The organism is Candidatus Bathyarchaeia archaeon (assembly GCA_038882715.1).
Lineage (GTDB): Archaea > Thermoproteota > Bathyarchaeia > Bathyarchaeales > DTEX01 > DTEX01.
On the sequence record JAVZNR010000017.1, the window covers coordinates 1 to 16,832 of the forward strand.

A 16,832-nucleotide genomic window follows, 5' to 3' on the forward strand; every position below is an offset into this window, starting at 1 on the left:
TCAAGTTAAACAAGTCTCAATAAGCCTAGTTTGGGTTAATCAAAATACTATAGCCAATTGCTCAAGTGGAAAAATCACCATATCGCCATAACTCTCCTTTTTTCCTTTTTCTGGTGATAATGCATGAAGAGAACAATTAACCTAATAATGTTGAAAGGTAAGACTTTGGAAATAAGAAAGGCTAGATGGGATGATGCTACTAACCTAGCAAAAACTAGAGAGCATGGAAAAAACCATAACTATTATGTTGATCCATCACACTTCTTTTATAAAAAATCAAAAATTTACGTCTTTATTGATGTGAACAAAAGAACAAGCGTATCAGAGAATGAAATTTTTGGATCAAGTGTTAAACCAGAGCTAAGGGAAGAATTAGATGCTAAGCTCTTAAATCAATTGGACTATTTAACGGAAAGGAGCTTTTGGGAAGCTATGCAAACTAGAAAGAAAGACTTGGCTCTTATTTTGCTAAGTATGGGATGTGGTATAGGATTATATTCAGTTATGAGAGCTATAGCCTCTATGTTTGGTTTTTACTTACCATGAGGGATCGTGATGAATGATGAAAAAGAGGAAATGGAAAACGAGAAAGAAGAATTAGATTTAGATGAGGTCAATAAGTATCTTGAGCTTTTCTTAGGTAAGTCAAGGGAAGAGGCTATAGCTAAAGCCGTAGAGCATCTAGCTAATGAAGAAAAAATTATGATGTTTAGCGATGTCTCATTTTGGGAAATTCCTAAGCTATCAACTTTGAAAGTTATAGCATATCGTTATGATCTTGATTGGCTAAATGAGTATCTAATGTTTAATCTTTTACTCAGAGTATCGGTTAATAGGCTAGGGAGGAAAGAAATAGTTAATATAGCTAGCGGATCACGAATAGGCTTTATTGATAGATTTAGGCAATTCTTCTTTAGAAAACCGAAAGAAGAACAAGAAGCTTATGCGATTCCTTAAATATTACCATTTTTTCTAATACTTTATGATGAAATATGAGCTTATTCAGACCAGCAAAAAGTAAAAAATTAGCTAAAATAGTTAAAATTGATGCGCCAAGTAATGCTAGAAAATCAGCTAATAAATTGCTCAATCTTTTTAGGAGAGCTAAAAGGAGAGATGCAAAAGTAAGAATTAAAAGAGCTACAATATGCGCATCAAATAGAGCTAAAGTTATGTCTCAAAATAAAAGGCTCAGTTTGAAAGAAAGGAGAGAAATGAAAATAGTATCTAACATTTTCAAAAGAGCCTATCAGAAAATGAGGTTATAATATGTCAAGAAGGGAAGAAGAGCTTACACGTATAGAGTATTTAGGTCAAAGATTAGCTAGCCAAAAGCCTATTTTAAGAGACTATGCTCTAAACCTTAATGCTGATAAAATTGTAGCTATTGATATGTTAATCGAGGATTTACCCGAAAACTCTAAGCAAAGAAAGATTTTGGAAAAGGTAAGGAAAATTTTGCTAGCTCAAGGAGAGGCTCTTTATATTATGCACGCTGATACGTTTACAAATTTGTGCATTAAAGTAGGCTCGACTATTAGAAGAATTAGTTTTAGAAGGGATGAAGGGGGAGAGGAATAAATGCCTAAAGTTATGCCTTTTTCCCTTCAAGTTAAGAAAGCTGAAAGTTATATCCGTAAGCATGGTTTAGATCCTCATGCTTTTGATTTAAAGCATGAGCTTGATCCAAAACTCTCTTTTACTGAGAACATGCGGAAAGTAAAAAGATGGGTTAAGGCTAAACATGATGATTTAGGGGAAATGATTAGAGGAGCTTATTACACTCATAAGCAAAGAAGCGAAAGAGCGCAAAGATTGGATGAGAAGAGAAGGGCTAAGAAAGTAGCTAAGGAAAGAGCTAGGGATATCCCCATTATAGAAAAATGGTTTAAGTATCCCAATAAATACGATATCGAAAATATTGATGCTTTTAGCTTTGGCTTAAGAAAGAAGAGAGGGAAAGGTAAGAAGGGTAAGGCTAGAAGGGGATTGGGAAAACTTAAACGAAAACTCAAGTTGAGGAGAAGATTTTATGGCTAGAGGGGGATCAAAATGGCTTTTGAGGAAGCAGAAAAAATTATTTGTGATCTTTTTAAGGATCAAGCTCCTATTGTTTTTGTTACGGGAAGACATGGAACGGGAAAAACTGATTTTAGCTTATTAATTGCTGAGATACTCCTAAAAAATGGGATCATCAAAAAATTCGGTTCAAACATTAAGGTTTTAGATGCTAAGGGTTACGATTACACTTATATAACGAATTTAGTAAGCCTCAAGGAGTGGCTTTATCCTAAGCATGAGCCTAAGCTCTTTATTCTTGATGAAGCTGGGATAAATGTAGATAGAAGAAATCCTTTAGGTAAACTAAATAAGCAAATACGTTATCTAGGCTTTTTAATACGTAAGTTTAGGGGGAAACTCATTTTTATCTCTCAGAGATCAAAAGACATAGAAAGCACTTTTGCGGATACTGATATATGGCTAGCTACATTTAGGAAGCTTAGCAAAACAGAGGCTATTTTAGTCTCTAATGTTTTCCCCGATCCAATTCACTTTTACAATATACCAAAAACAAGCCTTAACTTTGATACTTACGATATAGCATTATTTACTGCTGAACCTAGCCTTAACGATTTAGAGCCTAAGACTTTTGAAAGAAAGATACTTTATGAATGGCTAGAAAGCGGAAGCATACACAAAGTAGCTAAAGCTCATGGTTTATTTGCTCAACAAGTCAAACGTATAATTTTAAATGAAGTTAAGGCTATTTTGCAAAGTAGGATTATAGGGGAAGAGCCAGAACCCTTTTTAACAACTTAACAAAGAGCCGTTGTTCAAAAATAAACGAAAAAAATGTTAAAAATTATTTTTGCAAATTTCTTAGTTTCCAGATTTCGATAGGTATTGGTTTAGTAGAGGAGGCTTCTCCATGCAGCCGAATCTCTACGGCTTCCAGATACCGTACCTTTTGCGAGGGAAGAATAAACATTTCCTACGAGCCGTCTTTAACTCCTTCGCAGTAGCATTCTACCCGGATGTATGTATGCTAACGGAGCATCCGCTGCCAACAATGGCGGACTGGGCTGGAGACCACTTTAAAACCTCGGATGAATCTATAGCATGCTATTGCCTGAGACTTATGCTGATCCATGAGAAGAACGATACGTTAGCCATAATGCCAGCGGCTCCATCTAAATGGCTTGAGAACGGCAAACATATACGTGTGGAAAACGTAAGCACGCATTTCGGAATGTTATCTTTTACTGTTGAATCACGAGTCGCTGAAGGCTTCATTAAGGTGTGCTTAAAGCCGCCGGCAAGAAACCCGCCTAAACACATAGAAGTATATGTTAGGCATCCAAGCAGCCTCAGAATAAGGGGTGTGAAGGTGGATGGGAAAGAGTGGCCCAACTATGATTCGGAAAACAGTTTAATACGGCTTGACGGCATTGTCAGGCCAGTGGAGATGATCGTTTACTATTAATGCGATGCTGAACACTAATTGTTCCGCCTAAGGTCTATCAAAGCCGCATTTCTGTTTCCCTGTTTACCCTAAATATGAGACAGAAAACTTGATACTAGGGATCTGCGGAACTTACGCTTAACCTTATCTATGGGTTCTCCAATAACCTCTATGTTCTCCAGATGGCATGTTCCAAGCCCCTTCTTTTCTGCTAAAACTAGATGCTTAACTTCTGTTGGCGAAATACCCATAACTGCGGCGCCTACAGCGTCAACGGCAACCGGGTCTGTTCCAGCTATAACCAGGTTCATTTCCACAGGGTTTCCGCTTACTTCGTGTCCCTCCCCAGCCACTATTCCATCGATGACCGTTAGGCTCGGCTTTAATATTGAGGCTAGATCCACAATATTTTCGTTTAACCTGCCATTATGCATGCTGCCCTTAGAGGCTAAGGCGCCCATCATATTTTTCAGCCCTAGAGTAACAGTGGTCAGCCTATGAACCTTCAGCTTCGGAACACTTATTATGATGCTTTCCAGAGCCGTCTTTGCAACCTTAACTTTCTTGAGCGCCAAGGGGTTAGGCGGATAAGCCTCAACGAAAACATCTTTGTTTAAATCCATTAATTTTACATTCCATCTCTCACCTAATTTTTCTAGTTCAGCGATCTTGAAGGCCTCGAATGTGTCGGTTAAACCGCTTCCCTCGCCAACGACTATGTCATTTCTGCCGTGCTCCTTAAGAAATCTTATGATCCCCTCAATAACTCTGCCGTCAGTAGTGACCCCAGTCAATGGGTGGTGAGCAGTGATGTAATTAGGCTTTATTAGAATCTGCTTTTTATCGGGCAGGAAATCCAATTTTTCTCTTATCGCTTCAAGAGCTTTGAAAGTAACCTCTACAGGATCTGATCCTTTAAAAATAACAACAACGCTTTTCATTTTATACATCTATTTTCACCAGCTCGTATTCTAGGCTCCCTAAACCAACCTTTTCTCCTAACCTAAGAAGCCTTAGCCAATCCCTACCCGTAACATACTTAATCTTATCGAATCCAGGCATCAAAACCTCCTCTTTGTTTGCGTCTCCTAAGACGCTGTCTCGTATTCCCTGTGAAGCGTTGATTAAATCGGCTGAGCATTTATCTATAGCTACGGGATCCTGAGCTGCTAGTATACCTATATCGGAAACTATGGGCGTGTCGCTGTAGGGTGGGCAATCACAGTGTGGCGTAACCTCGGTTATGAAGTTAATGTAACCAATATGCTCTTTTCCAACAACCTTAACAAGCGCTGAAAAGTTGTCGATTATTCCCTCCAAGAAGCCCTCGCCCATAAGAAACCTTTCTCTTGGCAGAGATAGCGCTGGCTCCCTGTTGTACTCTCTGCAAATATCTACGCAGCTTAAACATGAAATACATTTAGTCCAATCGAACAATGCTTTTCGATTAACCAGAGTTATGGCTTTTGTCGGACACCATTTTAAGCATTTCCCGCACCCAGAGCATTTTTCCGCAGAATATTGGGGGAACCTTTCAATCATGTGGGCTTCAGCTTTCCCCAATTTTGTAGCGGCTCCGATGCCGAGATTCTTTATGGCGCCAGCTACACCTGTTCCGGGATGCAGCTTTGCGTGAGCAACAGATATTATCGCGTGTGAGTAAGCCAAGGCTGAAGCTATATGCGCCTTTTTTAACTTTAAGCCGTCGATGGGAACCTCCACGCAATCTACTCCCATAATTCCGTCAGCGCATATTATTGGCGCCCCAACGGTCTCATGCGTGAAGCCATTATGAGCAGCAACCTTAATCACCTGGTGGGCAAAGGATCTCTCTTTATGACCTAAACCACACGTCTCTGTAACAAATGGGTCACCGCCCCTCTTCTTGACGTTTTCGACGATTCTCCTAATGTAGACGGGGCGCAGATATCTCGTTGAACCCAGAGTCCCGAAATGGACTTTTATAGCAACTATATCGTTACACTCGAAAATTTTGCCTAAGCCAGATTCCTCGAAAAGAACATCTATTTTCTCCAAAACACTCTTCCTATCAGCTCCTTTCTTCATCCTAAAATCCACAAAATAAACTTTTGAAACCATACCTTTTTACATTCTGACCATGAGATATAAGTTTTTGGATTAAAGGAATGCTTGCTGCTTAACGTATCATCAGTGGGGAGAAAAAACTTTGGCTAAAGGTGCCTGAAAGCTTCCTGAGTAGGGTTTTAAGATTAAAGTTTGTTTAATTCGTTTTTTCATATATGTATAGCCCTCTATAGGGTATGACAACTGGCTTTATGTCCAGTTCTTCCCTGAAGAGTTGAACGAAAACTTTTGGATTAATCGTCCTATCTTGGAAGCAATCATAGTGGCATGGTATAACAATTTTAGGCTTAATCACCTTAGCAAGGAGAAAAGCATCCTCAGGTTTTCGCTCAGGTATATCTCCTATAATGGGAAGCATGGCGACGTCAACCCTCTCTTTTATCACAGGCTCCAAGAATTTTTCAGGATCCTTTAAAATGCTTTTAGATGAATCGCCCATGTTATAAGCCTTTATGCCTTCCACCTCAAAAACGTAACCAAAGTGAGTTATTCTCAAATCACCGCACTCCGTCTCCCATGGCGGAACAGAATAGTAGGGGGTAACCCTCAAATCCCCTATTTTATAGGAGGAACCGGCCTCCAAAACCTTTACGCGGTTCTCTTCTACGCCCAGCTTCACTAAATGTTCGCACGACTCACGCGGGCCAAAGAATATCGTGTCCGGCGAACACTTAGCTATGATTGGCAGAGATATAGGGTCAGTGTGATCCAAATGGTCATGCGTACAAAACACATACTTTCCTCTAAACTCTTCAGGTCTCATGGGAGGCTCCGGATAAACATACTTGAACTTTTCGCTCCTAGAAAGATATAAATCAACGGCAAATATTGTTCCCCTAGAAGTTTTCATGATAAAGGAGTTTTGACCCAGCCAAAAAATGGCGAGTTTCCGGCAGCCTACTTTTAACCTCTCTATCTCCTCAAATAGGCTGGGCATATTTTTCTCCACCCGGCATATTGAGTCTAATATACACCTTTATAACTTTTTTGGCTTTAGAGACTATAAAAGATCAAAAACTTTTGAAAAGTTTCTTATATTCGTTCATAAGACAGTGCTAGTTTTGGTGGTCAAATGAGGATTATGGATGTGCGCTGCTTTAAATTACGTGAGGAAAAGGGAATTATTCCCGAAGGTTTCTGGGAGGAGCGCCTTATCAGACCCGTAGACCTTTATGAAAGGTTTAGGGCTGAGGGGGCTGAATTTCTCGGGGGTCGCCAGATCTTTGAGCAAATATTTCTAGAGATTTCATCGGACGAAGGCGTGAGAGGCTTATTTGGCCCAATTTCTTACAGTGTAGCTTCAATAGTTCTTCGAGATCTTAAGCGCCTGATTATTGGAGAGGACCCGTTCGCCGTAGAGAGGTTATGGGATATCATGTATAGGTATCAGGTTCATGGGCGGAAGGGTGAGTGCATGATGGCAATAAGCGCGGTTGACTCAGCGCTCTGGGACCTTATTGGAAAAGCCAAAGGAGAACCCGTGGTCAGATTGCTTGGAGGGCCTGTTCAAGAGAGGGTTCCAGCTTATGCTAGTATGCTCGGGTTCTCTTTAGAGCCTGAAAAAGTGTCTGAGAGGAGCCTAAAGATGGTTGAAGAAGGTTTTAAAGCCATGAAATGGTTCTTCCGGTACGGGCCTGAGAGCGGCATATATGGAATGCAGAAAAATATTGAGCTTGTAAAGACGATCCGTGATACTGTCGGATACGATATAGATTTGATGCTTGATTGCTGGATGAGCTGGTCATTTGATTACGCGGTTAAAATGGCTAAAAAGCTTGAAAGATATGAGCCAAGATGGATTGAGGAGCCTTTTATGCCCGACGACATCGATAGCTACGTTAGGCTCCGTAAGAAGACAGAGATACCAATAGCTGGCGGCGAACATGAATACACTAGATGGGGCGCGAAGGAACTTTTAAAGCGTGGAGCAGTAGATGTATTGCAAATGGATGTGCTGTGGGCGGGAGGTATAACTGAGATGAGAAAAATTTGCGCACTAGCATCTTCGGAAGGCATTCCAGTCATCCCGCACGCAGGCTGGACCGAGCCTTCTCAAGCCATCATATTCTCGCATCCACAGCATGTCTGTCCAATGATCGAATATCTGGTGAAACATGCATTCATTCAACAAGCTTTCAATAAAGATAAGCTAAAACCGGTAAAAGGGTGCTTTCACGCGCCAAGGAAAATAGGGCTTGGGTTTGAGCCAGACATGGAGAAATTGGTTCCAGGAGAGGTTCCCGCTTAAACCTCAATCTGAACCTTAATCGGGTTCCCAATTTTATCCATGTGCACCTTAAAGCCCTCCACTATCTTTTCAAGAGGAAAAACATGCGTGACTAGAGATTTTACGTCGACTTTCCTAGACGAGACCAGCTTGATGGCTGTTGGAAAAACATTCGCATATCTATGCACGCCTCTAATGTCTAGCTCCTTCATTAAGATCTTGTCGACAATTATCGGAACTTCAATTAATGGGTAGCCAACAAGCACTATACGCCCTCCAGGTTTAACGACATCTAATGCCTGCTGGAAGGCTTTCGGCGAGCCTGAGGCTTCGATAACTACGTCGACCCCTTTATTGTCTGTGAGCTCCATGACTCGCTCTATAGCGTTCTCCCTTGAGGCGTTTATAGTGAACTTGGCGCCCATCCCTGAAGCGTATTTAAGCCTGTATTCTACGATATCTATGACGAATGTTTCAATCACCCCATGAGATTTAGCCGCCTGCAAAGATAGCAACCCTATTGGCCCAGCGCCAAATATGGCAACGCTATCGTGAACGGAAACGCCGCCTCTTTTAGCTGCCATAAGCCCTACGGCTAAAGGCTCTATCATTGCCCCTTCCTCATAAGTCATGTTTTCAGGTATTGGGTAAACATTTTCAGCTGGAGCCGAAACGTATTCGGCGAACGCGCCGTTATATGGTGGAGCGCCGTAAAAACGGACGTTTGGACATAAATTATAGCGTCCAGACCTACAATACTCGCATACGCCGCATGTAAAACCCGGCTCTATCACAACTCTCTCGCCAACCTTTATACCTTTAACCTCCTCACCGACTTTTACAACCTCGCCCGAACACTCATGCCCCAATATCAGCGGATGATCCACAATAAATGTGCCTATTCTCCCATGGCAATAAAAATGCACATCTGATCCGCATATCCCGACACGCCTCATTTTAACTAGAACTTCCCTGGCATTAATCTTCGGGGTCTCAACATCTTCGATTCTCATATCGAACGGTTTATATAAGACCGCAGCCTTCATGGCTTTAATCCCCCGAAGAAGATTTCCTTTTCATTTAATTAAACTTTTTAAATTCTTGCACTTTAATAGGTCATGATGAGCGTCCTAACCATAGGCGAGATACTTGTTGAAATTATGCGGAAAACGAGAGATGTACCGTTCAGTGTTTCAGCAGAGTTTGTAGGTCCTTATCCTAGTGGTGCTCCAGCGATATTCGCTGATGCCGTCGCTAGATTAGGGTTTCCATCATCGATAATTGGGGCTGTTGGAGACGATGAATTTGGTATGCTCGTGCTTAATAGACTTAAGAGCGATGGTGTCAATGTTAGTCACGTTAAGATTTTAAGAAATTATCTTACCGGCATAGCGTTCATATCGTACTCTTCGGATGGCTCTAGAAAATTCATATTTCATCTTAAGCAATCAGCTTCTTCTAGGATCTCTGTAAAGGATGTTGATGCTGATTACATAGCTAGGTTTAAACATCTACATATTATGGGTTCAGCGCTTCTAATCGCAAATAGAGTTCGCGAGGCATGCTATAGAGCTGTGGAAATAGCTCATGGTATAGGAGCAACGGTATCCTTTGATCCTAACATTAGGCTGGAGCTTATGCCTATACAAAAGGTGAGAGAAATATGTAAGCCAATTATTGAAAGGGCCGACATGGTCCTACCAAACGCTGAAGAAGTGAAAGCGCTCACCAATAGCCATGATGTGGATTCAGCCTGCAGTAAATTGCTGGATAAAGGTGTAAACATCATTGCTTTAAAAATGGGGAGATTAGGGTCAGCAATATATGAGAAGGGCTGGAAAAAGCATATACCCGCATTTACGGTGGAAGAAGTCGATCCAACGGGGGCCGGGGATGTTTATGATGCTGCCTTTGTGGTAGGGTTGCTTAGGGGTTGGAGCGCTGAAAAAGCCGGATATTACGCTAATGCGGCTGGCGCATTGGCTGTGACTAAGTTTGGACCGATGGAAGGTTGCCCCACTCATGCTGAGGTTATGGATTTCATAAGAAGAGAGAACATTGGAATCCTGAGAATATTTAAAGAATAAAATCTAGATCCTTTTCTGAAGCCGAGCGGTAAATAGGTTCAGCCCAATTTGTAACATTGCTTTTCCAAGAAAAACATTTAAATTCCTTCTCCGTAATGAGAGAAGGAAAGTGAAGAGAAGATGGAAAAATGGCTTGAAAAACTGAAGGGTGAAAGAGCGTTTGTGATGCAAGGGGTCGCCTCACTTTTGCTCTTATTGACCACGATCCTAGTGAGTTCTACAAGTAGGGGGCTTCCTGAAGAAAATGGAATCATATCGGCTGCCATTTGTATAGCGATAATCGTCTTTGTAAACATCGCATTAACGCTCGCTAAGGAAGGCGTAGAAGGAATTTTTTTCGCATTAGTAGGCTCATTCATGGCTGGGGTTGCTGTTGTCATAGCTGGATCTAGACTTGCCTTTGATCCCAGTATAAATAGTTACTTTCTAGCCTCTTTAGCCCTATCAAGTATTCTTTCAATTAGCAGCAACCTTTACCTAATTCCGGAAAGATTTGATGTTGCTAGAACTAAATTGAGGAATCTTGGATTCTGGGTCTTTGTAACTTTAGCGGCAATCGCAGTGAATTTCGTCATAATGTATTGGGTTCCAAAAATAATTTAGGAGCTTTTTAGGAGGCGCATTAAACATGAACTATGCAATAGCGACGCTCGGAAGCCACTCTGCGCTTCAAATATTAAAGGGCGCAAAAGACGAAGGTTTTAGAACAATTGCTGTGTGTATAAGCGATCACGCCTTCGTTTACAGGAAATTCGGGGTTGCGGACGAGATAATTAAGATACCGTCTTACAGCGATTTCCACACCGTTGAAAACATTCTTCTTGAGAAGAATGCCATTCTAATCCCGCATGCATCACTAATAGCATACGTGGATCTAAAAACTATCGAGGGAATGAAGGTTCCCTACTATGGGAATAGAAAAATACTCTTTTGGGAAAGCGACAGAGAGAAGCAAAGAATATGGCTTGAAAAAGCAGGATTAAACCTACCGAAAGTTTTTAAGGACCCCTCAGAGATTGACAGGCTCGCCATAGTGAAGTTTCCGGGCGCTAAGGGCGGTCAAGGATACTTCTTAGTTAGGAATGAACGCGATTTCAAACGTAAAATAGGAAACATAAAAGAATACGTTATTCAGGAGTATGTTGTCGGCATCCCAGTCTATATCCATTACTTTTATTCGGTTATACGCGATGAACTTGAGCTCATGGGGTTTGACAGGCGCTATGAGTCAAATGTGGACGGCATTGGAAGAATACCTTCCAGCCTACAACGCGACCTTAAAGTGACATATACAATTGTTGGAAACTTTCCGCTCATGCTCCGCGAATCCCTTTTACCAGAGGTTTTTAGGATGGGGGAACGCGTTGTTGATGCGTCGAGGGAAATATGTAGTCCGGGGATATATGGGCCATTCTGTTTGGAGACCGTTGTTACGCCAGATCTAAAGTTTTATGTTTTTGAGATATCCGCGAGGATTGTTGCCGGAACAAACGTTTTTATGGAAACCTCGCCTTATGCGTTAATTAAGCATGGTAAACCGATGAGCACCGGGCGAAGGATCGCTTTAGAGATAAGGGAAGCCATAGAGCAGGGCAGGTTAAAGGAAATATTAGGGTAATAATGCATTTTTTATGGTGATAAGCTTGAGAGAAATGGGGAGAGAAGCTCGGAAAATTATCTCGGAATATTGTCCTGAGAGAATAACGATTGGCGTTTTAGGGTCTCACTCAGCTGAGGAGGTAGGAGTATCTGCTAAGGTTTTTGGCTTTCAGACTCTAGTTGTCTGTCAAAAAGGTAGGGAAGCATTATACGCTGACTATAATAGGCATCTCTTTGATCACGTGATACTCTTAGATAAGTTCTCGGATATAATGAGAGAAGATGTTCAGGATAAAATGTTAGAATTAAATACCATTTTTATTCCCAACAGATCGTTCTCAGTTTACGTTGGATACGATAACATTGAGAACAAGTTTAGGGTTCCAATATATGGTAACCGCTTTCTTTTAAGGACTGAGGAGAGAGCCGCTCCTAGAAATCAATATTGGCTTTTAGAGAAGGCTGGCATAAAGATACCTAAGAAATTTGATAGGCCTGAAGATATTGATAGGCTTGTCATAGTTAAAGTTCAGCAGAAAAGGAAGCCGTTGGAGCGGGCGTTCTTTTACGCTTCATCACCCGAGGACTACTACAAGAAAGCTGAAGAGTTAATAAGGAAGGAAGTAATAGACGAGGAAGGCTTGAGGAGAGCCCGCATAGAAGAATATGTTCTCGGGCAAAAGTTTAATGCGAACTTCCAAAAATGGGCTTTAAAGGATTATTTTGGGGAATTTGATTTTCTAGGCTTCGATGACAGGAAGCAGACAAACCTTCATGGGATTCTAAGTCTTCCAGCAAGAGATCAGCTCATGCTGGATGTTCCAGTTAAAAATGAGGAGATAGGTCATTACGGGCTAACTATGAGAGAATCCCAGAAACCACTAGTATATGAGGCTGCCGATAAATTCATAAAAGTTTGCGAGAAAGAATATCCGCCGGGCATAATCGGTCTATTCGCCTTACAGGGAGCTATAGCCTACGATGCTGATGATCCAGAGCAGAAGAGGTTGGCTTTCTACATTTTTGATGTCAGCCCCAGAGTCCCCGGGAGCCCGTGTGTTGGCCCCACTTCTCCTGAAATGCGCAGATTGACGCTAAAGTATCAGAGGATCCTCAGAAAATATGGTGTCGATAGGATAGAGGCCTCAATGGATTTGCCAATGCTTGAAATACGGTATGCTGCAGAAAACGGGAGGTTAAGTGAAATCGTAACTTGACAGGGGGCGCGATAATGCCGTTATCTCTAATACGTGACGTCTTAGATAGAATTGATAGGTTAAAGGCTGAAATTGTGTCGATTACGTCTAACTTAATAAAGTTTCAAACAATCTCGCCGCCAAGCAATACTCTCGAATGCGCAGAATACGTTAAGGCTTACTTAGAAGATGCTGGCTTAAAGGTCTCTTTTAACGCTAAGGAGAAAGAAAAGGTTAACGTGCACGCTAGGGTTCAGGGCAAACCTGATAAGAAGATTGTTTGGCTAGGTCACCTCGACGTTGTTCCGGCTGGTTTACGGGAGAAATGGGTCTACGATCCCTTCGGCGGCGTATTTAATGGCGAGCGGGTTTACGGCAGGGGTTCAAGCGATATGAAAGGGTCTTGTGCGGCTGCAATGGTTGCAGCGAAGGTTTTAAACGACGTGGCAGATGAGAGTAAAGCCACCGTTGACTTCTGGTTTACATGTGATGAAGAGGTCGGATCGCCTGATGGGACATGTTGGCTGATTGAGAAAGGCTTAATAAATGGAGATATGTGCCTCGTAGGTGACTCGCTCAGCAGGGACCCAAGCAGAGAACCATACATAGATGTCGGGTGTAAAGGCTACATACGTTTACATTTAAAAGCTACTGGAAAAACAGCCCATGGGAGCATGCCCTTCTATGGGGACAACGCTATAGAAAAGATACTTCCAGCTATTGAAAATGTAAAGAAGATAGGTGATTACAACCTTAATCTTCCAGCGGACCTAAAAGATCCTGTTGAGTCAAGCGTAGAATATCTTCTGGTAGACAAGGGACTGAGCGAAACGCAAAGGGACGCTATAAGGAGAGCATTTCATTATCCTACGGTAAGCTTAACGATGATGAATGGTGGAGTGAAGATTAATGTTATACCGGATTACGCCGAGGCTTTCTTCGATATAAGAATATCACCGGGCGTCGATCCAGAAAACGTTATAAAACGTCTCCACGATCTCGTTTCCGCCTTTGGTGAAAAGGGAGTTAAAGCCGAGGTAATCAGCTTTGAGGGCGGATACTATGAGCGCTGGGACTCTGAATACGCTATGAGCTTAAGGAAAGCTGTTGAGATCGCGACCGGCGTAAAGCCTAAGCCTAAAATACTTCTCGGCGCAACTGATGCCCTACGATTAAAGAAGGCTTTAGGAATGACATGCCTAGGTTTCGGCGCTGGCATAGAGGAGCTGGCGCATGCTCCAAACGAATATGTCACTGTTAGCGGACTGCTCTCAGCAGCTAAAGTTTACGCTATTTTACCGCTACTACTTTAATCTTTCTCTTCCGCTTGGCTTTTTAACCTGCTTCTTTCTCTCCGCATTATCTCGTTTGCAACGATAATGCCACTTGCGCTAGCCTGAACTAATCCTCTCGTTATCCCAGCGCCATCACCTATCGTGAACAGATTTTTTATTTTCGTCTCCAAGTGTTCATTTAACTCAAGCCTTGACGAATAAAACTTCACCTCGACGCCGTAAAGCAGAGTATGCTTTGAGTATACTCCAGGCGCGACTTTATCAAGCGCCATAAGCATCTCTTTTATGTCAGTTAAATACCTGTAGGGTAGAACAAAGCTTAAGTCTCCGGGGGTCGCTATTTTAAGCGTCGGTTTAACAATGCTTCTGCTTATCCTCTCCTCAGTGGATCGCCTGCCAATCTCCAGATCACCTAAACGCTGTATGATCACGCCGCCGCTTAACAGGTTTGCCAGCCTAGCAATGTATTCACCGTAAGCTATTGGTTCACGGAATGGATAGGTGAAGGATGTGCTCACAAGGATAGCGAAATTAGTATTCTCGGTTTTTCTTTCCGCATAGCTCTGCCCATTAACGCTTATCACGCCACCGTATGACTCCGTGATAACTTCACCGTATGGGTTAACGCAGAACGTTCTAACTTGGTCGTCAAATGCTTTTGAATAATAAATGAATTTAGGCTCATATAGCACGTTTGTTAACTCCTCCATCGTTACAGCCAAAATCTCAACCCTGACACCTACGTCAACTGGATTATTGAGGGTTTTTAACCCAAGAGATTGAGCCTCGCTTTTAAGCCACTCAGCTCCGCTTCTTCCGGGCGCAACAATAATGTATTTCCCATATATCCTTTCGCCATCAGCGGTTTCAACACCTTTAGCCTCACCATTTTTTACAAGTAGACTTTTAACCTCAGTTCTAGTTCTTACCTCAACACTATTATTCAATTCTTGACGTATTCTTTGAAGAACTTCGGCGCATTTTTCTGTTCCAAGATGCCTGATCTTCTGCCTAATAAGCGTTAAACCCGCCAGAGCCGCTTTACGTTCAATTCTCTCAATCTCATCTATATCTTCACCATAAACTTTCTGGGTTCCACCATACTTAACATATATGCTGTCAACATACTCTATCAGCTTTGAAAGCCTATCCTCACCAACATATTCGCTAAGCCAGCCGCCAACAGACGTAGAAATCGTTAGTTTACCGTCACTGAAGGCTCCAGCTCCACCCCAGCCAGAAAGGAGGGAGCAAGGCTCACATTTCACGCAGCCTAAACCCCTAGTAGCCGGGCATCTACGCTTACCGATGTCTGGACCCTTTTCAAGCATCAAGATTTTAAGACCAGTATTCTTCGCAAGCTCTAGGGCAGAAAATATTCCAGCTGGACCTGCACCAACAATTATTACATCATATTGCTGCAAGGCCTATCCTTCCAAAAGGAAACTACAGTGAAAAGGTTGAATATATGCTTTCTTGTATCCACATAAAATAAGAGAAAAGAATTATTGCTTTAACGATAAATTATTAGTTGAAGGATCTTCAACTAATAATTTTTTTCTCATGATTGCTGGAGTAATCTATTGGCCGGAAAACAGTCTGTGAAGGAGTAAAGTAATCCTTTAGGGCTTTCACAAGGAAGCTCTTAACCTACTGCGCCCAATAATATGAGTGATCACACCGGTAGGTTACTGCTTATTTTCATAATGAACGGGAATAATATGTATCGCTCTCCCTTCAGAAAGCGCTTGAGCTGCCTTTCGCCTAGCCCTCTGAAGAAGCCGCCAAACAGTCCCCCTAGAAACACCCATCTTCCTCGCAGCCTCCTCCTGCGATAACCCTTTAAAATCAACTAACTTAAAGGCTTCAAGCTCCGCAGAGTCTAAGAGTATGGGTTCTAGGCCGCTCGGCGGAGTAGGAATGAAGCCGCTTATTAGCGGCTGCGCTCCCAGCATTACTGGTTTAGGTAATCTGCCCCTTCTACCATGCCTAAATCTATGACACCACATAGCGCTCGCCCTAATATAGTGTGAACAAAATATTTATATGTTTTTGTGCAATATCACATAATTGAAAAACGTGCATAAACACAAAATTAATCGAGGTGAATAAGAGATGGCGTGGGGTTGGAGGGGTGCAGGCGGCTGGACTGGACTATGGCCCGGTAGAGGGCCATTCAGTTATCTTCCGCCTTGGCAGAGGCCCGGCTGGGTCTTTGGGCGAGGATGGTGCTGGCGTCTTCTAGCATATCCATGGGTTTTAAGGTGGCCGGCTTATCCGCCATACGCCTTCTATGGCTGGGGCTTCTGGCATCCATATTGGGTCCCGCCATATTAGCGTAAGAGGGTGAAAGAGTATGGTGTGGCCGAGAGCGTATAGGAGATGGTGGTGCTGACACTGGTTGAGGTATCCGCCTCCCTACGCGTATCCGTATCCGCCAGCTCCATACTCTTTAGAGGATGAGATAGCTGCCCTAGAAGACTATAAGAAGTATCTTGAGGATGAAAAGGCTAGCATCGAGCAGGAGATAAAGGATGTTGAGGCGCGGATAAAAGAGTTAAGAAGTATGCTTGAGAGAGGGATGGGGCGGTCTCCGGGGACATAAATATGAGCTTGCCAACTAAGTGCTTCCAATGCGGCAACTGCGGATACCTTATAGAGGTTCCTCAGGAAACGCTGAAACCCCGAATGCGCCTAAGATGTTGAGCACCATCCACGATGATCCATCGAGTAGATAAGGGTCCTCCGGACGGGAGGTGTGGAGGAGTAGAGATCCTCCCAGATAATATTATCCTCCCTCTTATTTGTTTGTGGTGGTTGATATGGGAAGAAAAGGTAGCTGTACCAACAAGAATAATG

At 42.5% G+C, this 16,832-nt stretch carries 21 protein-coding genes; 15 read left to right on the forward strand and 6 right to left on the reverse strand.

From position 1 onward, the window contains the following. Nucleotides 1-123 precede the first annotated feature (123 nt). From QXR61_08225 to QXR61_08255, 7 genes are all read left to right on the forward strand, one after another. A complete protein-coding gene (locus QXR61_08225; protein MEM3757931.1) occupies nt 124-546 on the forward strand; it encodes a hypothetical protein in 423 nt (140 codons plus the stop codon). A 9-nt stretch (nt 547-555) separates the two neighbouring features. Continuing rightward, nucleotides 556-957: a hypothetical protein gene (locus QXR61_08230; protein MEM3757932.1), complete on the forward strand. Its 402-nt coding sequence runs from the start codon at nt 556-558 to the stop codon at nt 955-957. A gap of 35 nt (nt 958-992) precedes the next feature. After that, nucleotides 993-1,268: a hypothetical protein gene (locus QXR61_08235; protein ID MEM3757933.1), complete on the forward strand. Its 276-nt coding sequence runs from the start codon at nt 993-995 to the stop codon at nt 1,266-1,268. A 1-nt stretch (nt 1,269) separates the two neighbouring features. Beyond that, the gene (locus QXR61_08240) at nt 1,270-1,581 is read left to right on the forward strand and encodes a hypothetical protein (protein MEM3757934.1); all 312 of its coding nucleotides are present in this window, start codon (nt 1,270-1,272) and stop codon (nt 1,579-1,581) included. Further along, a complete protein-coding gene (locus tag QXR61_08245; protein MEM3757935.1) occupies nt 1,582-2,040 on the forward strand; it encodes a hypothetical protein in 459 nt (152 codons plus the stop codon). Nucleotides 2,041-2,052: 12 nt separating this feature from the next. Next, entirely contained in the window at nt 2,053-2,820 is a 768-nt protein-coding gene (locus QXR61_08250) for a hypothetical protein (GenBank protein MEM3757936.1), read from the forward strand. Nucleotides 2,821-2,929: 109 nt separating this feature from the next. Next, nucleotides 2,930-3,484, forward strand: a complete 555-nt coding sequence (locus QXR61_08255; protein ID MEM3757937.1) for a hypothetical protein — start codon at nt 2,930-2,932, stop codon at nt 3,482-3,484. A gap of 68 nt (nt 3,485-3,552) precedes the next feature. Here QXR61_08255 and QXR61_08260 read toward each other — a convergent pair whose 3' ends face one another. The 3 genes from QXR61_08260 to QXR61_08270 form a co-directional block, all read right to left on the reverse strand. Beyond that, the gene (locus QXR61_08260) at nt 3,553-4,413 is read right to left on the reverse strand and encodes a DUF362 domain-containing protein (protein ID MEM3757938.1); all 861 of its coding nucleotides are present in this window, start codon (nt 4,411-4,413) and stop codon (nt 3,553-3,555) included. Beyond that, entirely contained in the window at nt 4,406-5,530 is a 1,125-nt protein-coding gene (locus QXR61_08265) for a DUF362 domain-containing protein (GenBank protein ID MEM3757939.1), read from the reverse strand. The genes QXR61_08260 and QXR61_08265 overlap by 8 nt, the downstream gene beginning before the upstream one ends. Nucleotides 5,531-5,705: 175 nt before the next feature. Next, nucleotides 5,706-6,506: an MBL fold metallo-hydrolase gene (locus QXR61_08270; GenBank protein ID MEM3757940.1), complete on the reverse strand. Its 801-nt coding sequence runs from the start codon at nt 6,504-6,506 to the stop codon at nt 5,706-5,708. Between the two features lie 135 nt (nt 6,507-6,641). Here QXR61_08270 and QXR61_08275 point away from each other — a divergent pair, with 135 nt between their 5' ends. Next, nucleotides 6,642-7,817, forward strand: a complete 1,176-nt coding sequence (locus QXR61_08275) for an enolase C-terminal domain-like protein (protein MEM3757941.1) — start codon at nt 6,642-6,644, stop codon at nt 7,815-7,817. Here the strand turns inward: QXR61_08275 and QXR61_08280 are convergent. Further along, nucleotides 7,814-8,842 carry an NAD(P)-dependent alcohol dehydrogenase gene (locus tag QXR61_08280; GenBank protein ID MEM3757942.1) on the reverse strand — a complete coding sequence of 343 codons (1,029 nt, stop codon included), beginning with the start codon at nt 8,840-8,842 and terminating at the stop codon, nt 7,814-7,816. The genes QXR61_08275 and QXR61_08280 overlap by 4 nt on opposite strands. A gap of 72 nt (nt 8,843-8,914) precedes the next feature. Here QXR61_08280 and QXR61_08285 point away from each other — a divergent pair, with 72 nt between their 5' ends. The 5 genes from QXR61_08285 (at nt 8,915) to QXR61_08305 (ending at nt 13,991) form a co-directional block, all read left to right on the forward strand. After that, nucleotides 8,915-9,883 (forward strand): sugar kinase, encoded by a 969-nt coding sequence (locus QXR61_08285; GenBank protein ID MEM3757943.1) that lies wholly within the window; start codon nt 8,915-8,917, stop codon nt 9,881-9,883. Between the two features lie 120 nt (nt 9,884-10,003). Continuing rightward, on the forward strand, nt 10,004-10,486 hold the full coding sequence (locus QXR61_08290) for a hypothetical protein (GenBank protein MEM3757944.1): 483 nt from the start codon (nt 10,004-10,006) through the stop codon (nt 10,484-10,486). Nucleotides 10,487-10,511: 25 nt separating this feature from the next. Then, nucleotides 10,512-11,501, forward strand: coding sequence for a formate--phosphoribosylaminoimidazolecarboxamide ligase (locus tag QXR61_08295; protein MEM3757945.1), 990 nt, complete (start codon nt 10,512-10,514; stop codon nt 11,499-11,501). Nucleotides 11,502-11,535: 34 nt separating this feature from the next. Next, nucleotides 11,536-12,699, forward strand: a complete 1,164-nt coding sequence (locus tag QXR61_08300; GenBank protein ID MEM3757946.1) for a DUF1297 domain-containing protein — start codon at nt 11,536-11,538, stop codon at nt 12,697-12,699. Between the two features lie 14 nt (nt 12,700-12,713). Beyond that, the gene (locus tag QXR61_08305; protein ID MEM3757947.1) at nt 12,714-13,991 is read left to right on the forward strand and encodes an ArgE/DapE family deacylase; all 1,278 of its coding nucleotides are present in this window, start codon (nt 12,714-12,716) and stop codon (nt 13,989-13,991) included. Here QXR61_08305 and QXR61_08310 read toward each other — a convergent pair. Together QXR61_08310 and QXR61_08315 are read right to left on the reverse strand one after the other, a co-directional pair. After that, nucleotides 13,988-15,397: an NAD(P)/FAD-dependent oxidoreductase gene (locus QXR61_08310; GenBank protein MEM3757948.1), complete on the reverse strand. Its 1,410-nt coding sequence runs from the start codon at nt 15,395-15,397 to the stop codon at nt 13,988-13,990. The genes QXR61_08305 and QXR61_08310 overlap by 4 nt on opposite strands. Before the next feature lie 264 nt (nt 15,398-15,661). Then, a complete protein-coding gene (locus QXR61_08315; protein MEM3757949.1) occupies nt 15,662-15,982 on the reverse strand; it encodes a DUF134 domain-containing protein in 321 nt (106 codons plus the stop codon). 106 nt (nt 15,983-16,088) lie between these two features. On the opposite strand from QXR61_08315, the gene QXR61_08320 reads away from it, so the two are divergent. Together QXR61_08320 and QXR61_08325 are read left to right on the forward strand one after the other, a co-directional pair. After that, complete coding sequence (locus tag QXR61_08320) at nt 16,089-16,310, forward strand: hypothetical protein (GenBank protein MEM3757950.1); 222 nt, start codon at nt 16,089-16,091, stop codon at nt 16,308-16,310. Between the two features lie 64 nt (nt 16,311-16,374). Next, nucleotides 16,375-16,578: a hypothetical protein gene (locus QXR61_08325; GenBank protein MEM3757951.1), complete on the forward strand. Its 204-nt coding sequence runs from the start codon at nt 16,375-16,377 to the stop codon at nt 16,576-16,578. Nucleotides 16,579-16,832 lie beyond the last annotated feature (254 nt).

Excerpts from the sequence above, each read along its gene's own strand:
- QXR61_08225 (MEM3757931.1), top strand. The coding sequence starts at position 124 with ATGAAGAGAACAATTAACCTAATAATGTTGAAAGGTAAGACTTTGGAA.
- QXR61_08230 (MEM3757932.1), top strand. The coding sequence starts at position 556 with ATGAATGATGAAAAAGAGGAAATGGAAAACGAGAAAGAAGAATTAGAT.
- QXR61_08235 (MEM3757933.1), top strand. The coding sequence starts at position 993 with ATGAGCTTATTCAGACCAGCAAAAAGTAAAAAATTAGCTAAAATAGTT.
- QXR61_08240 (MEM3757934.1), top strand. The coding sequence starts at position 1,270 with ATGTCAAGAAGGGAAGAAGAGCTTACACGTATAGAGTATTTAGGTCAA.
- QXR61_08245 (MEM3757935.1), top strand. The coding sequence starts at position 1,582 with ATGCCTAAAGTTATGCCTTTTTCCCTTCAAGTTAAGAAAGCTGAAAGT.
- QXR61_08250 (MEM3757936.1), top strand. The coding sequence starts at position 2,053 with ATGGCTTTTGAGGAAGCAGAAAAAATTATTTGTGATCTTTTTAAGGAT.
- QXR61_08255 (MEM3757937.1), top strand. The coding sequence starts at position 2,930 with ATGCAGCCGAATCTCTACGGCTTCCAGATACCGTACCTTTTGCGAGGG.
- QXR61_08260 (MEM3757938.1), bottom strand. The coding sequence starts at position 4,413 with ATGTATAAAATGAAAAGCGTTGTTGTTATTTTTAAAGGATCAGATCCT.
- QXR61_08265 (MEM3757939.1), bottom strand. The coding sequence starts at position 5,530 with ATGAAGAAAGGAGCTGATAGGAAGAGTGTTTTGGAGAAAATAGATGTT.
- QXR61_08270 (MEM3757940.1), bottom strand. The coding sequence starts at position 6,506 with ATGCCCAGCCTATTTGAGGAGATAGAGAGGTTAAAAGTAGGCTGCCGG.
- QXR61_08275 (MEM3757941.1), top strand. The coding sequence starts at position 6,642 with ATGAGGATTATGGATGTGCGCTGCTTTAAATTACGTGAGGAAAAGGGA.
- QXR61_08280 (MEM3757942.1), bottom strand. The coding sequence starts at position 8,842 with ATGAAGGCTGCGGTCTTATATAAACCGTTCGATATGAGAATCGAAGAT.
- QXR61_08285 (MEM3757943.1), top strand. The coding sequence starts at position 8,915 with ATGATGAGCGTCCTAACCATAGGCGAGATACTTGTTGAAATTATGCGG.
- QXR61_08290 (MEM3757944.1), top strand. The coding sequence starts at position 10,004 with ATGGAAAAATGGCTTGAAAAACTGAAGGGTGAAAGAGCGTTTGTGATG.
- QXR61_08295 (MEM3757945.1), top strand. The coding sequence starts at position 10,512 with ATGAACTATGCAATAGCGACGCTCGGAAGCCACTCTGCGCTTCAAATA.
- QXR61_08300 (MEM3757946.1), top strand. The coding sequence starts at position 11,536 with ATGGGGAGAGAAGCTCGGAAAATTATCTCGGAATATTGTCCTGAGAGA.
- QXR61_08305 (MEM3757947.1), top strand. The coding sequence starts at position 12,714 with ATGCCGTTATCTCTAATACGTGACGTCTTAGATAGAATTGATAGGTTA.
- QXR61_08315 (MEM3757949.1), bottom strand. The coding sequence starts at position 15,982 with ATGTGGTGTCATAGATTTAGGCATGGTAGAAGGGGCAGATTACCTAAA.
- QXR61_08320 (MEM3757950.1), top strand. The coding sequence starts at position 16,089 with ATGGCGTGGGGTTGGAGGGGTGCAGGCGGCTGGACTGGACTATGGCCC.